Source organism: Cupriavidus sp. DL-D2, from assembly GCF_039710735.1.
In the GTDB taxonomy this organism is placed as follows: Bacteria; Pseudomonadota; Gammaproteobacteria; order Burkholderiales; family Burkholderiaceae; genus Cupriavidus.
Window position 1 is genome coordinate 77,034 of the sequence record NZ_JBDKXK010000033.1, and the last position, 13,702, is coordinate 90,735.

7 protein-coding genes are annotated in these 13,702 nt (G+C 66.1%); all 7 read left to right on the top strand.

The window, feature by feature from the left end; genetic code table 11:
• Nucleotides 1–376: 376 nt before the first annotated feature.
• Nucleotides 377–3,244 carry a bifunctional glycoside hydrolase 114/ polysaccharide deacetylase family protein gene (locus ABDB81_RS18405; protein WP_346812784.1) on the top strand — a complete coding sequence of 956 codons (2,868 nt, stop codon included), beginning with the start codon at nucleotides 377–379 and terminating at the stop codon, nucleotides 3,242–3,244.
• Nucleotides 3,207–7,379, top strand: a complete 4,173-nt coding sequence (locus ABDB81_RS18410; RefSeq protein WP_346812746.1) for a tetratricopeptide repeat protein — start codon at nucleotides 3,207–3,209, stop codon at nucleotides 7,377–7,379. The genes ABDB81_RS18405 and ABDB81_RS18410 overlap by 38 nt, the downstream gene beginning before the upstream one ends.
• A gap of 69 nt (nucleotides 7,380–7,448) precedes the next feature.
• The gene (locus ABDB81_RS18415; RefSeq protein ID WP_137927851.1) at nucleotides 7,449–7,997 is read left to right on the top strand and encodes a penicillin-binding protein activator LpoB; all 549 of its coding nucleotides are present in this window, start codon (nucleotides 7,449–7,451) and stop codon (nucleotides 7,995–7,997) included.
• A gap of 20 nt (nucleotides 7,998–8,017) precedes the next feature.
• Complete coding sequence (locus ABDB81_RS18420; protein ID WP_346812747.1) at nucleotides 8,018–9,499, top strand: PelD GGDEF domain-containing protein; 1,482 nt, start codon at nucleotides 8,018–8,020, stop codon at nucleotides 9,497–9,499.
• Nucleotides 9,500–9,513: 14 nt separating this feature from the next.
• A complete protein-coding gene (locus tag ABDB81_RS18425) occupies nucleotides 9,514–10,500 on the top strand; it encodes a lipopolysaccharide N-acetylglucosaminyl transferase (protein WP_160474015.1) in 987 nt (328 codons plus the stop codon).
• Nucleotides 10,497–12,113: a GT4 family glycosyltransferase PelF gene (gene pelF / locus ABDB81_RS18430; protein WP_137927848.1), complete on the top strand. Its 1,617-nt coding sequence runs from the start codon at nucleotides 10,497–10,499 to the stop codon at nucleotides 12,111–12,113. Before ABDB81_RS18425 ends, pelF begins: the two co-directional genes overlap by 4 nt.
• A 1-nt stretch (nucleotide 12,114) precedes the next feature.
• Nucleotides 12,115–13,485, top strand: a complete 1,371-nt coding sequence (gene pelG, locus ABDB81_RS18435) for an exopolysaccharide Pel transporter PelG (RefSeq protein WP_137927847.1) — start codon at nucleotides 12,115–12,117, stop codon at nucleotides 13,483–13,485.
• The last annotated feature ends 217 nt before the right edge of the window (nucleotides 13,486–13,702 follow it).

Here is a 13,702-nt window from a genome sequence, read left to right on the forward strand (position 1 = left end):
ATGCCACAAGGTCCGGCAGGGTGGCCTGCGCTTGTGACGCCGGTATGTCAGCGACATTTAGGCACAATTTTTGACATTCTTTTTGAAACGGATGGCCTAGCATCCGCCCTGCCCGGCAACTAGTAAAAACGCTAGTTCGAATCGAGGTGCGGCATTCATAATGCGGGGCCGTTTGCCGAAACGGGGCCAAACGGGGGCCAGCGGACGCGCAAAGAACAACCGCGCGCCGATCCAGAACAGAAGAAGCGGGTAACAGCCAGTGAAGCGATTGCAGCGATCTATCCGGGGGCTTTTCCAGAATGTTGGTTCCGATGTGCCGAGGCGCTCGTTGGCGCGCGGCTGCCGTAACGTGCTGCTCGGCGTTGCGGTAGTGGCGATGCTTGGCGGGGTTGCGCTGGGCACGCTGGCACCTTCGACGGAGGCGCTTGCCCAGGTGCCACAGGGCGCCGTCCAGCCTGGTCCCGCCGCGCCCAGCGTGGCATTCCACTACGGTGCGAAACCGCCCGTGGACCAGCTTCAGGCATTCGACATTGCCGTGGTGGAGCCCGATAGCGGCTTCGATCCGCGCAGGGCAAAGACACCCAGCACGGCCTGGTTCGCCTACATCAGCGTGGGTGAGGTGCTGCCGAACCGCAGCTACTTCAACGATATTCCCAAGGCATGGCTGACAGGCAGCAACGACGCGTGGAATGCGCGCGTGGTGGACCAGTCCGCCGAGGGCTGGCCGGCCTTCTACGTGGACCGCGTCATCAAGCCGCTGTGGGATCGCGGCTACCGTGGCTTCTTCCTCGATACGCTGGACTCCTATCACCTCGTGGCCAAGACCGATGACGCCCGCGCCGCGCAGGAAGCCGGCATGGTGCGCGTGATCCAGGCCATCAAGGCGCGGTATCCGGAGGCCAAGCTGCTGTTCAACCGTGGCTTCGAGATCCTGCCGAAGGTGAACACGCTGGCCTACGGCGTGGTGTTCGAATCGCTGTTCCGGGGCTGGAACCAGTCGCAGGGCGCCTATACCGAGGTGAGCCAGCAGGATCGCGACTGGCTGCTGAACCAGGCGCGCATCGTCCGTGAGCAGTACCGCCTGCCGGTGATTTCCATCGACTATTGCCCGCCGGGCGATCGTGTCTGCCAGCGCGATACGGCGCGCCGCATCCGCGCGCTCGGCATTACGCCGTACGTGACCGATTCGGGTCTGCAGACCATGGGTGTGGGCGCGATCGAGGTCATGCCGCGCCGCGTGCTAGTGGTGCAGGAAAGCCAGCCGGGCGTGAGTATCGACAATAGCGAGGGCGTGCGTTTCGCCTCGATGCCGCTCAACTACCTCGGCTATCGCGTCGATTTCGCCGAGACGCGCGATGAGCTGCCGGACGTCACGGCAGACCGCTATGCGGGCGTGGTCGTCTGGGCGAACGGTTATTTCCAGCGTAACGCTGGCCGCTTTCAGACCTGGCTGGAAAAAGTCAGCGCGCAGGGTGTGCCGGTGGCGTTCATGAACGGTTTCGGCATGCCCGCCAGCAGTCCGTTGTTGCGGAACATGGGCCTGCAGACGGTCAAGGGACGACTGACGAGCCCGGTGCGCATCGTGTCGCAGGACAAGATGATGGGCTTCGAGCAACCCGTGGCGCCCGATGCCACCGATGCCGTCGCCGTGCAGGTACAGGATGGCGCGCCCGGTACACGCTCGCTGCTGCGCCTGCGCGCGGGCACGGTGACCTACGACGCCGCGGCCATTACCAGGTGGGGCGGCTATGTGACCGGCCCGTACGCCGTGCGTCAGAATTACGCGATCCGCCAGAATTCGTCGAGTGACCAGGACCGCTGGATCGTCCAGCCGCTGGATTTCCTGCGCGAGGCATTGCGCCTGCAGCCTATGCCGGTGCCCGACACCACCACCGAGAGCGGGCGCCGCCTGCTGACGATCCATATCGATGGCGACGGCTTTGCCTCGAAGGCGGAGATTCCAGGTGGCGGCTTCTCCGGCGAGGTGCTGTTCCGGGAAATCTTCGACCGCTATCGCCTGCCGATGACCATGTCCGTGATCGAGGGCGAAGTGGGCAAGTCGGGCATGTACCCGAAACTGAGCGCCGAACTGGAACCGATCGCGCGCAAGATCTTCGCGCAGCCGTACGTCGAGGTAGCGAGCCACACGTATTCGCATCCGTTCGAATGGGGCCGCACGGTACCCGGCGGTAACAGCGAGGCGCGCGTCACCGAAGGCGACGAGGAATTCCACCTCGCGATTCCGGGCTACAAGATGGACCTGAACCGCGAGATTGGTGGCTCCATCGACTACATCAACCGCGTGCTGTCGCCGAACAAGCCGGTGAAGATGCTGCTCTGGCCTGGCGACTGCCAGGCACCGCCGGAAGCGATCAAGCTTACCGATGCTGCGGGCGTGCTGAACATGAACGGCGGCGATACGCTGATCACGCGCAGCAATCCCACCTGGACCGCCATCGCGCCGCTAGGTATCCACAAGGCCGACAACACGTTCCAGGTATTTGCGACCAATCAGAACGAGAACGTCTACACGAACCTGTGGCGTGGCCCGTACTACGGCTTCGAGCGCGTGATCGAAACCTGGGAGATGACCGAGAAGCCTTACCGCTTCAAGGCCGTGAACATCTACTACCACAGCTATGCGGGCACCAAGGCGGCTTCGCTCAAGTCGCTGCGCAAGGTGTATGACTACGTGCTGACGCAGAACCTGTTGCCGATGCACTCGACGGACTACGTGCTCAAGGTGCTCGACTGGCAAAGCATGGCCGTGGCGCGCGAACTGGGCGATGGCGCCAATGGCGCACCGGCCAGCGGCGCGTGGGTCGTGCGCGGCGACGGCAACCTGCGCAACCTGCGCTGGACCGGTGCCGGCGTGCCTGACGTTGCCACGGCAACGGGCGTGACGGGTTGGTCTCCGGCGCCGGGCGGCGGCGTCTACGTGCATCTCGATGGCGGCAACGCACGCTTCGGCTTCGTGCCGACCGATACGCGCGCCGTGCCGGAACTGCCCGAAGCCAACGGCCTGGTGCGCAACTGGCGCCGCGACGGCAACACCACCCGCTTTGCATTCTCCGGCTATTACAAGCCGTTCTTCCGGCTTGCCAATGCCGGCCAGTGCAGCGTGACCATCGATGGCAAGCCAGCCCGTGGCGTGCGCGAGAACAACACGCTGCGTTTCGATACTCCTGCGGTGAATGATCCGATCAATGTCCAGCAACAAGTCGAAGTCCGCTGCGGCGCCTGAGCGCGAGCGGCTCTTGCCGCCGGCGCTGGTCCTGACCTTTACCGCGATGGTGGGGGTGGGCCTGGCGCTGATGTTCCCGCGCGAAACGCTGCGCGAGCGCCTGCTCGGCCAGGGCCGCACGGTCGATGGCCTGACCGTGGCCTACCTCGAAGCGTGGTCGCGCGTGGCGCCCAACGACACGAACTTCATGAGCGTGCTGGCCGAACAGTACGCACGCAGCGGCCGCCTGGACGATGCAGAGAAGATGCTCGAACGCATGCTGGCGGTGCAGGGCCAGGACCTGGGCGGCCAGATCCTGCGTACGCGCATCGAGATCACGCAGCAGCGTGCCTATGCTGCACAGCCGGATTCGGCCGAACGCGGCGAGCGCCTGACGCACATGAAGGATCTGCTCCGGGAGGCCATTACGCCAGACTACATGAAGCGCTGGTCCATGGCCGATCTGCAGACGCTGGCGACGCAATCGCGCCAGATCGGGGACGCCAATGCCGCCAACGTGCTGTATCGCACGCTGGCCCAGCGTGACGCAGCCAACGCCGACTTCTACAACCGGCAACTGGCCACCATTGCGCTGGCAGGCGGCAACTATCGCGATGCCGCGCAGGCATTGTTCGAAGCGCAGTCGCGCGCGAAGAATCTCTACGAACAGCGCACGATGTTCCTGCAGGCGCTGCAGACGCTGCAGGCCGGCAACCTCCTGGATGAAGCACTGATACAGGCCGAGCGCCACGGCGGTCGCCTGCTCGACGATCCCGAGACGCTGCGCTTCCTGACAAAGTTGGCGCTGGCGGCCAACAAGCCGGACGTGGCGGCGAAGTATGTCGAACGGTTGCTGAAGCTGTCGGCCATGCCGATGCCGTCCGGCGCGGCGCGGATCGCACTGGCCGAACTGCGCAAGGACAAGGCGCTTGCGGAAAATCGCGCCGAAATTCGCCGCGTTTCCGACACCGAACCGTGGCTCGCACGCCGTTACGAATACCTGGACGGCCCGCGCGGCGCGGCCCGCCGCGAACAGATGGCCGAGTTCGGCATGCGCCGTGTGCAGGCCAGCGTGCCCGCAGCGGCCGTGATTCCGAAGCCGGCGCCCGGCAACCCGACGCAGGCCGAAGCACAGGCCGCCGCCAAGGCCGAAGTGGCCGAAGCCGTGGCTGCAGGCAAGTCGTTCAACGCGGATGACTACGACCTCGCGTATCGCGTGTTCCTGGCCGCCGGCAAGCTCGATCAGGCGCAGAACGTGGCGCAGACCGCCGTGCAGAAGCTGCCCGGCGATGCGATCTGGCGCGAGCGTCTGGCGCAGGTGGCGGAGTGGAACCGCCAGCCCACGATCGCATTGCAAAGCTGGCTCCAGTACGCACAGGCTACCAACGACGAACGCGCGTGGAACAACGTCATGCGCCTGGCGCCGGGCCTCAACGACGACCGTGCCTATCTGGCTGCACTGCGCCATCGCGCTGGCGGCGGCAATCTGAAGGTCATCGACGAGGTGGTGGCGGCCTATGAGCGACTGGGAGAGCCGGAAGCCGGCATGGCCTTCCTCGACGGACTGTCCAATGGCCCCAACGGCCGGCAGGTGATGGAGCGCAACGCCGAGCTGGCCGAGCGCGCGGGCAAGGACGACCGTGCCTTCGAGATCTACGGGCAATTGCAGACGCGCTACGGCGCCCGGCCCCGCTACGCGGTCAAGCGCGCAAACATGCTGTTCGTGCGGGGCCGTCTGCAGGAGGCGATGGATGCGCTGCTGCCGGCGCGCAGCCAGGCGGGTCCGCAGGATCTGCTGTACTGGCGTTCGTTCACCGAGCTCGCCCGCCTGACGCAACGCGAAGACCTGCTCAAGGACGGCTATCGCCAGATGATGATCGCCATGGCCGCAAAGCATGACGATCACTGCCAGCAGCTGCCACCCGGTGCCGCGCGCAACGACTGTATTGCGGAAGTGCGCGATACCGAGGAAGCGGACTTCGCGAACATGGTCCAGTACTACGACCGCTCGCCGATCGACGCCGGGCGTATCGCGGAAGCCGGCTGGCGCAAGGGCGGCAAGCTCGACGACCTCCAGCTCGCGATGTATTACTACACGCGCGCCCATGCCTATCGCCGCATCGACCGGCTGCTGGCCGACCTCACGCCTCAACAGAGAGCCGAAGCCGAATCGTCGGCCCTGTTCCTGATGCGTCGGTCGGAATACTGGCGCCTGACCGGTAATCGCGACCGCGCCATGGACGACCTGCGCCGGGCTGCCGGACAGCCCGATGCGGATAGCGAAACGTTCGGCGCACTGCTGTGGGCGCTGGTCGACACCGGCGCCGACAGTGAAGTGCGCGCGGTGATGCAGCGTCTGAAGCCGAGCGCGGAGAAGGACCCGAACCTGTGGGGCGCGTATGCCGCAGGCGCCATGCGATTCCAGGATGGCCGTACCGCGCTGCACTATCTGAACAAGATGCAGCAGGGCAAGAACGCCGACCCGCTCTGGCTGGGTCTGACTGCCGACGCTTACGATGCCATCGGCCAGACGTCCACGGCCTGGCGCATCCGCCGGCAGGCGTGGGTCAGCCTGCACCACGCATGGGGTGAGGGCGGTGCAAACTGGGCCAGTGCTGCCGAACGCGAGGACGAGGACGACACGGCGGACGGTCCCGTGCGCGCCGACCTGCGCCGCCAGCAGGTGGCGCTGGGGCAGATCTTTGCCTCGGGCGATGTATCGCGCAGCCTGGTGATCGAAATGCTGCGCCGCGACCGCGCCGACGTGGCCGCGCGCCGCGCCGCGCCCGGCGATGCGAAATCGCCATCGCAACTGGGCGACGTGCCGGGCCTGCCTCCGGTGCAAGTGGCGCCTCCTGCCGCAGTCGCCGAGGCGCAGGACCGCCGCCAGAGCCAGATTTCCGCTGCCAGCCGCGAGGTCGCGCTGGCCTGGGCGATGTCATCGGAATCGAACGAACTCGCGCGCGCATGGCTGGCGCGGCAGTACGCCAACCGGCTGCAGCGTCCCGCCTATGCCGAGATCACGATCGCCCTCGATCGCAACGACATGGACCAGCTGGACCGCATCATGGAGCGCCAGGCTGGCCGTGTGCCCGTGACGAGCCAGATCGAGGCCAACCGCCAGCTGGACCGCTTGTCCGCCGCGCAGACCCAGGCGTTCGAGACGCAGGAACTGGCCCGCACCGACAACACGCTGCAGGAAACGCTGCAGGACGCGTTGCTGTTCAATGCACAGGCCATCGAGCCGCGCGTGTCGTTCCAGCGCCAGAAGCCGCTGGAGTTCTACGAGTACAGTCTGGCCGGCAGCGCACGCCTGTGGGACGGCTATGCGGTGGGCCTGCGCGGCGTGTTCCGCGACCAGCGCTCGCTCGATCCCACGCAGATGGTGGGCGTGCCAGGCATGGATCGCCGCGCCGAGCTGCTGCTGAACTACCGCGACAGCCAGAAGAACTGGCTGCTCGGCGTGGGTCGTCGCGACGGCCTGGAGAGCTTTACCACGGCGCGACTGACCGGCAACTGGAACCAGGAAGGACGCATCCAGTACACCGGCACGATCGGGTACAACCAGCCGGCCGACGAGTCTTCGCAACTGCGCGTGGGTGGCATGAAGGACGTAGCGGAACTGGGCGCGACGTGGCGGCTGGGCCTGCGGGAGTTTATCGGCGGGCGCGTGCAGTACAACCATTTCTACGGACAGGACCGCACGGCTCTGGGTCATGGCACGGTGTTCGACGTCGAGGCAGGCTATCGCATCCGCACACAATACCCGGACTACACGGTGCGCATCGTCGGTACGCGTGGCATCTACAGCACCAACGGCGGCACGTTGTCGCCGACGCTGCAGCGGTTGCTGCCGCCCGATGATGACGAGGCGAACCCGACGTTCTACATGCCGCAGAGCTTTACCCAGGCCGGCGTGCTGTTTGGCTTCGGTACTGACCTGATCGACGACTACACGCGCAAGTGGCGGCCGTTCATGGAAGTGGGCGCCCTGTACGACACGCGCGCCGGTCACAACTTCCGTGGCCAGTTGGGTGTGGCGGGATCGGTGCTCGGCAACGATCATCTTTCGCTGTTTGTCTCGCACGACACCGCGGCCCGCACCACGGGTACGCCGCTGACCCAGGTTGGCCTGCGTTATCGCTGGCTCTACTGATGACCGATGATTGTTGGCTGATCGATTGTTGAACGTTTAACGAAATTCAAGGTAACGAGGGGAATCGACATGAAAAAAACCACTAACCGCATGGGCCGCCTGATGGCCTGGTGCGCCGCCACCGGCGCTGCGCTCTGGCTGGCCGGTTGCGCTGTCACGGACGTGGGCCGTGCGCCGCAGATGGCCGCTGGCGACACCGTGGCCGTGCTGCCGATCGTGAACTACACCGAGACGCCGCAGGCTGGCCTGCGCGCCGAGGCCATCGCCGAATCGCTGCTGAAGACCGGCGGCGTGACCAACCTGAAGCGCTACCCGGCGTCGCTGAACCCGGAAACGCTGTTCGAACCGGCCGAGCGCGAATCGGTGGGCAAGGCACTGGACTGGGCACGCACCGAGCGCGCACGCTATGCCCTGACGGGCGCCGTGCAGGAATGGCGCTACAAGGTGGGCGTGGATGGCGAGCCGGCCGTGGGCATCTCGCTGCAACTGATCGATGTGGCAACGGGCCAGGTGGTGTGGTCGGCCACGGGCAGCAATGCCGGCTGGAGCCGTGAATCGCTGTCGGGCGTGGCCCAGAAGCTGCTGCGTCGCCTGCTGGCGCCGCTGATGCAAGGTTGAGATCGCAAGACAAAGGACGGGTGACAAGCGTGGCAGACACCGCCGATAACACGCGCCAGACGGCTCGCAAGGGGCAGGGCATCAGCCTCGGCGGACGCTATGCGCGCTGGCTGGCGCCCGCGGGGAGCGGGGCGGCAGCCGTGCTGGAGATGATCGTCGTGATGGTGGTGGCCATGGCCATCGCCTGGGCGATCCTCCCGCAGAATCCGCTGCTGCTGGACATAGGCTTTCCGTGGGCCTGGCTGCTGCCGGTGATCCTGGCGCTGCGCTACGGCACGCTGGTGGGCGTGGGCGCGGTGCTGATGCTGCTGGGAGGCTGGTTCTTCTTCGGCAACCTCGGGGCATACGCCACGCTGGCGTTCCCGCGCCTGTTCTACCTGGGCGGCCTGCTGATGGTGCTCGTGGCCGGGCAGTTTGGCGACGTGTGGAACACGCGCCTGGCGCGTGCGCGCGCCGTGAACCGCTACCTCGACGAGCGCTTGTCCGCACTGACCAAGAACCACTACCTGCTGCGCATCTCGCATGCCCGGCTGGAGAACGACCTGCTGGCCCGCCCGACCACGCTGCGCGACACGCTGTCGCAACTGCGCGCCGTGGCGATGCAGGACGTGGCCCGCCTCGGACATACGGATCGACTGGCCGGTGCCCAGCCGATGCTGCAAGTGGTGGCGCAGGCGTGTCAGGTGGAAGCCGCCGCGCTGTACGCATGCGATGGCGAATCCATCCTGCCCGACGCCGTGGCCTCCATCGGCCCCGCGTTCGGACTCGATATCGATGATCCGTTGGTCCGCCACTGCCTCGACACGCATGAACTGGCCCACCTGAAATCCAACGGCCTGCAGCAGGATGCGCAGACGCGCTACGTGGCCGTGGCGCCGGTGCTGGCGGGCTCCGACCGCCTGATCGGCGTGCTGGTGGTGGAGCGCATGCCGTTCCTGTCGCTGACGTACGAGAACCTGCAGCTGCTGATGGTGCTGATGGGCTACTACGCCGATGGCGTGGACCATGCCCGTGCCACGCACGGCATTCAGGAACTGGCCCCGGCCATTCCGTATGCGTTCGCACTGGACTATGCGCGCCTGTCGCGCCTGCGCCGCGAGACCGGTATCGAAAGCTCGGTGGTGGCGCTGGTGTTCGACCTGGACGAGGCGCGCGACGCGCTGTTCGAACAGGTGGTGCGCAGCCGCCGGGCGCTGGACGTGGCCTGGCCCGCGCACGGTGCGCAACAGCGCGCCATGCTGACGCTGATGCCGCTGTCTGACAGCCAGGCCGTATCGGCCTACCTGGTGCGGATCGAGGACATGCTCCGCGCGCAGTTCGGTACGGATTTCGCCAGCGCGCACATCGGCGTCTACACGCTGCCGGTGCCCGCCGCTGGAGCGGAAGACGCACTGGTGCGCCTGCTGCATCGCTGCCATCTGGACGGCATCGCGCCGGCCGCAACGGGTGCGCAAGCCGCAGCCGGTGCCGCGCCGGCTGCCGGCCAGGCACAGCCGGGCTGAGGGAGCACTGAGACATGGGCAAGCTGACCATCGGCGGCACGACCGTCCAGATCGCCGCGCTGTACCTGCTGTTCAAGGGGGGCTCGGGCCTGCCGCTGCTGCTGTCCTTCCTGGGATTGCAGTTGCTGGCCTCGGCGCTGCTGGGGCTGGCACTGTGGCGCCTGCTGCCGCGCCGCTTCCGCGCGCCGTTCGTGTGGAGCTACGCGTACCTGGCGGCGTTCTGCTTTTTCGTGCCGCTGGGCGGCACGCTGGTGTGCCTGGGCAGCCTGCTGTTCTCGAAGCTGTTCCGTGCGCAGGGTGACAGCGCCGGCATCGCATCGGTGGCGCTGCCGCAGTTCGTGACCCACCTGATCCAGCGCGTGACGCACGGCGGCGGGGCGCGACTGCGCGCGCAGCTTGGCAACACGCGTGCGCCGCTGCCGGAGCGCATGACCGCGCTGGTGGCGATGCAGTCGATGCCCACGCGTACGGCAAGCCCCGTGCTGCGCGAACTGCTGGCCGACAGCACCGACGACATCCGCCTGCTGGCCTACGGCATGCTCGATGGCGCCGAGAAGCAGTTGACGCAGCAGATCCTGGCCGAGCTGCCGCGCCTGGAGGCGGCCGATACGCCGCAGGCACGCGGCGAGATCAACAAGCGGCTGGCCGACCTGTACTGGGAACTGATCTACCAGAACCTGGTGCAGGGCGACGTGTACCGCTACACGGCCAGCCAGGTAGAACGCTACGCGAGCGCGGCGCTCGAGATCGACGATTCCAATGCGGCGCTGTGGTACATGCGCGGCCGGCTGGCGCTGAGCCGCAATGCACCGGGCGAGGCGCGCCAGTTCCTGGCCCGCGCCGAAGCGCTGGGCTTTGCCAACGAGCGCGTGCTGCCGCTGCTGGCCGAGGCTGCCTACCTGGAACGCGACTACGCCGCGGTGCGCCGCCTGATGGCGGCTTTCGACAGTCCTTCGCCGCTCCCGCTGGTGCGGCCCCTGCTGCGGTATTGGCAATCATGAGCGAGATTCTGGTCAAGGGGACGTCCGCCGACGTCATGTTGTTGCTGGAAGGCACCTTCCCATACGTCAGCGGCGGCGTGTCGAGCTGGGTCAACCAGATGATCCGCGCATTCCCGGACATCCGCTTCGGCATCGTCTTCATCGGCAGCCGCCGGCAGGACTATGGCGACATGGCCTACACGCTGCCCGACAACGTCGTGCATCTGGAAACCCATTTCCTGTACGACTTCCCGCCGCCGCCGATGGTGCATGGCACCTCGGGCGATGCCGGTGCATTCGACCGCTCGGACCGCCTGCACGAATTGCTGCGCGAGCCGGGCAAGGAAGCCGAGGCTGGTGAACTGATCCGCGAACTGATGCCCGCGCTGCGCGAGGGCGGGGCGCTGTCCGAGGACGCGTTCCTCTACAGCAAGCGCGCCTGGGACACCATCACGGGCCAGTACCGCCAGTTCTGCACGGACCCGTCGTTCACCGACTACTTCTGGACCATCCGCATCATGCACAAGCCGCTGTGGCAACTGGTGCGGATTGCCGATGGCCTGATTCCGGCCAAGGTCTATCACACGGTGTCCACTGGCTACGCGGGCTTCCTTGGCGCGATGCTGCGCCATCGCAATGGCCGGCCGCTGCTGGTGTCGGAGCACGGCATCTACACGAAGGAACGCAAGATCGACCTGTTCCAGAGCCAGTGGATTCGCGACAACCGCAACATCTTCGAACGCGACATTTCCCAGATCAGCTATTTCCGTGAACTCTGGGTGCGCTTCTTCGAAACGCTGGGCCGCGTCTGCTACGAAGCCGGTGACGAGATTACGGCGCTGTACGAGGGCAACCGCCGCCGCCAGATCGTGGACGGCGCGCTGGCCGAGCGCACGCGCAATATCCCGAACGGCATCAACCTGCCGCGTCTGGCCGCCCTGCGCGAGAAGCGCGCGCCCGGCGTGCCGCCGGTGCTCTGCCTGATTGGCCGCGTGGTGCCGATCAAGGACATCAAGACCTTTGTGCGCGCCATGCTGACCGTGGTGCGCGAGTATCCCGAAGCCGAAGGCTGGATTGCCGGCCCGGAGGACGAGGATCCTGAATACGCCCGCGAGTGCCGCAGCCTGGTGGAGAGCCTGGGGCTGGCCAGCAAGGTCAAGTTCCTGGGCTTCCAGAAGATCGACGACCTGCTGCCCAAGGTGGGCGTGCTCGTGCTGAGTTCGATTTCCGAGGCACTGCCGCTGGTGGTGCTCGAAGGCTTTGCGGCCGGTGTGCCGTGCGTGACCACCGACGTGGGATCGTGCAGCGAACTGATCTTCGGCCTGCCCGGCGAGGATGCCGAACTGGGCGCGGCCGGTGGCGTGGTTCGCATTGCCGATCCGGCAGCGCTTGCGGCTGCGGCGCTCAACCTGCTGCAGCATCCGGACCGCTGGCAGGCGGCGCAGGCTGCGGGCATCAAGCGCGTGGAGAAGTACTACACGCAGGAACAGATGGTGGGCAGCTACCGCACGCTTTATACGGACCTGATGGCGCAGCCGGATAACACGCGTCGCGAGCGCGGCGCGGGCCCGGCGCGATGCCCGGTGCATCACGGCGGCGGCGCCCCGGATGCCGCCAAGGCGGGAGGACGCTGACATGGCCGGTATTGGTTTCGAACTTCGCAAGATGCTCCGGCGGGACAGCCTGTCGGGCATGCTCTCCGCCTATGCGTACGCAGGCGTGATCAGCTCGGGCCCCTGGGTGCTGTCGATCCTGGGCATCCTGCTGATCGGCCTGCTGTCGATTGGATGGGTGATTCCCGGCGCGCTGATCACGCAGTTCCAGGTGTCGGTGACCTACCTCATTGCGTGCAGCCTGATATTGACCGGGCCGATGCAACTGTCGTTCACGCGCTTCACGTCGGACCGCCTCTTCGAGCGCCGTGGGGATCTGGTGCTGTCGAACTACCACGCCGTGGCACTGCTGGTTACGGGGTTGGCGGGTGCCATCGGGCTGGCCTGCGCGGTCTGGGCGTTTCCGGAGCAGTCCGTGCTGTACCGGCTGCTGATGATCGCGGGCTTCGTGATCATGAGCAATATCTGGATCGCGGCGATTTTCCTGTCGGGCATGAAGCAGTACAAGGCCATCGTCTGGACTTTCTTCATCGGCTACACGATCACGGTGCTGGCGGCGCTGGCGCTGCGCTCGCGCGGGCTGGAAGGGCTGCTCGGCGGCTTTGTGGCGGGCCAGTTGTGCCTGCTGGTAGGCATGATCACGCTGATCTACCGGAACTACACGAGCCATCGGTTCATGTCGTTCGAGGTGTTCCAGAAGCGTTACTCGTACCCGAGCCTGATCTTCATCGGCCTGTTCTACAACCTGGGTATCTGGGTCGACAAGTTCATGTTCTGGTACGCGCCGTCCACGGGCCAGGCCGTGATCGGGCCGCTGCATGCGTCGATCATCTATGACATCCCGGTGTTCCTGGCCTATCTGGCGATTATTCCGGGCATGGCCGTGTTCCTGGTGCGCATCGAGACCGATTTCGTGGAGTACTACGACGCGTTCTACAACGCGGTGCGCGGCGGCAGCTCGCTGGAGCACATCGAGGACATGCGCAACACGATGGTGCAGACCATCCGCCTGGGCCTGTACGAGATCGTCAAGGTGCAGGCCATTGCGTCGCTGCTGCTGTTCGTGATCGGCGGGTGGTTGCTGAACCTGCTCGGTATCTCGGAGCTGTACCTGCCGCTGCTCTACGTGGACGTGATCGGCGCCAGCCTGCAGGTGGTGCTGCTGGGCGTGCTCAACATCTACTTCTACCTGGACCGCCGCCGCGAGGTGCTGATGCTGACCGGGACCTTCGTGGTGCTGAACTTCGTGCTGACGCGCCTGACGCTGGAACTGGGTCCGGCGTGGTATGGCTATGGCTTCGCGGTGTCGCTGCTGGTGGTGGTGGCGCTGTCTCTGTACCTGCTGGATCGCAAGCTGGACCGGCTGGAGTACGAAACGTACATGCTCCAGTAGCCGCGGATAGCCGCCAATAGCCATCCTCGTCATGTGGATAAAGCGCCGCCCCGTACTGTCCAGTGCCGGGCGGCGATTCTTTCTGGCACGGTTTCATTGCGCCCGCAAGCCATAATGCCCACTCGCATCACGCGCACAACAACGGCGCCGGCGGTGCCCCCCCAATGTAGCCTCGACGCATCAAGGTCCATGCCGGTAACATGACGCCGCCGAGCCC

Bases quoted from the DNA above. Each gene is read 5' to 3' on its own strand.
- ABDB81_RS18405 (WP_346812784.1), top strand. From the start codon at position 377: ATGCTTGGCGGGGTTGCGCTGGGCACGCTGGCACCTTCGACGGAGGCG.
- ABDB81_RS18410 (WP_346812746.1), top strand. From the start codon at position 3,207: ATGTCCAGCAACAAGTCGAAGTCCGCTGCGGCGCCTGAGCGCGAGCGG.
- ABDB81_RS18415 (WP_137927851.1), top strand. From the start codon at position 7,449: ATGAAAAAAACCACTAACCGCATGGGCCGCCTGATGGCCTGGTGCGCC.
- ABDB81_RS18425 (WP_160474015.1), top strand. From the start codon at position 9,514: ATGGGCAAGCTGACCATCGGCGGCACGACCGTCCAGATCGCCGCGCTG.
- pelF (WP_137927848.1), top strand. From the start codon at position 10,497: ATGAGCGAGATTCTGGTCAAGGGGACGTCCGCCGACGTCATGTTGTTG.
- pelG (WP_137927847.1), top strand. From the start codon at position 12,115: ATGGCCGGTATTGGTTTCGAACTTCGCAAGATGCTCCGGCGGGACAGC.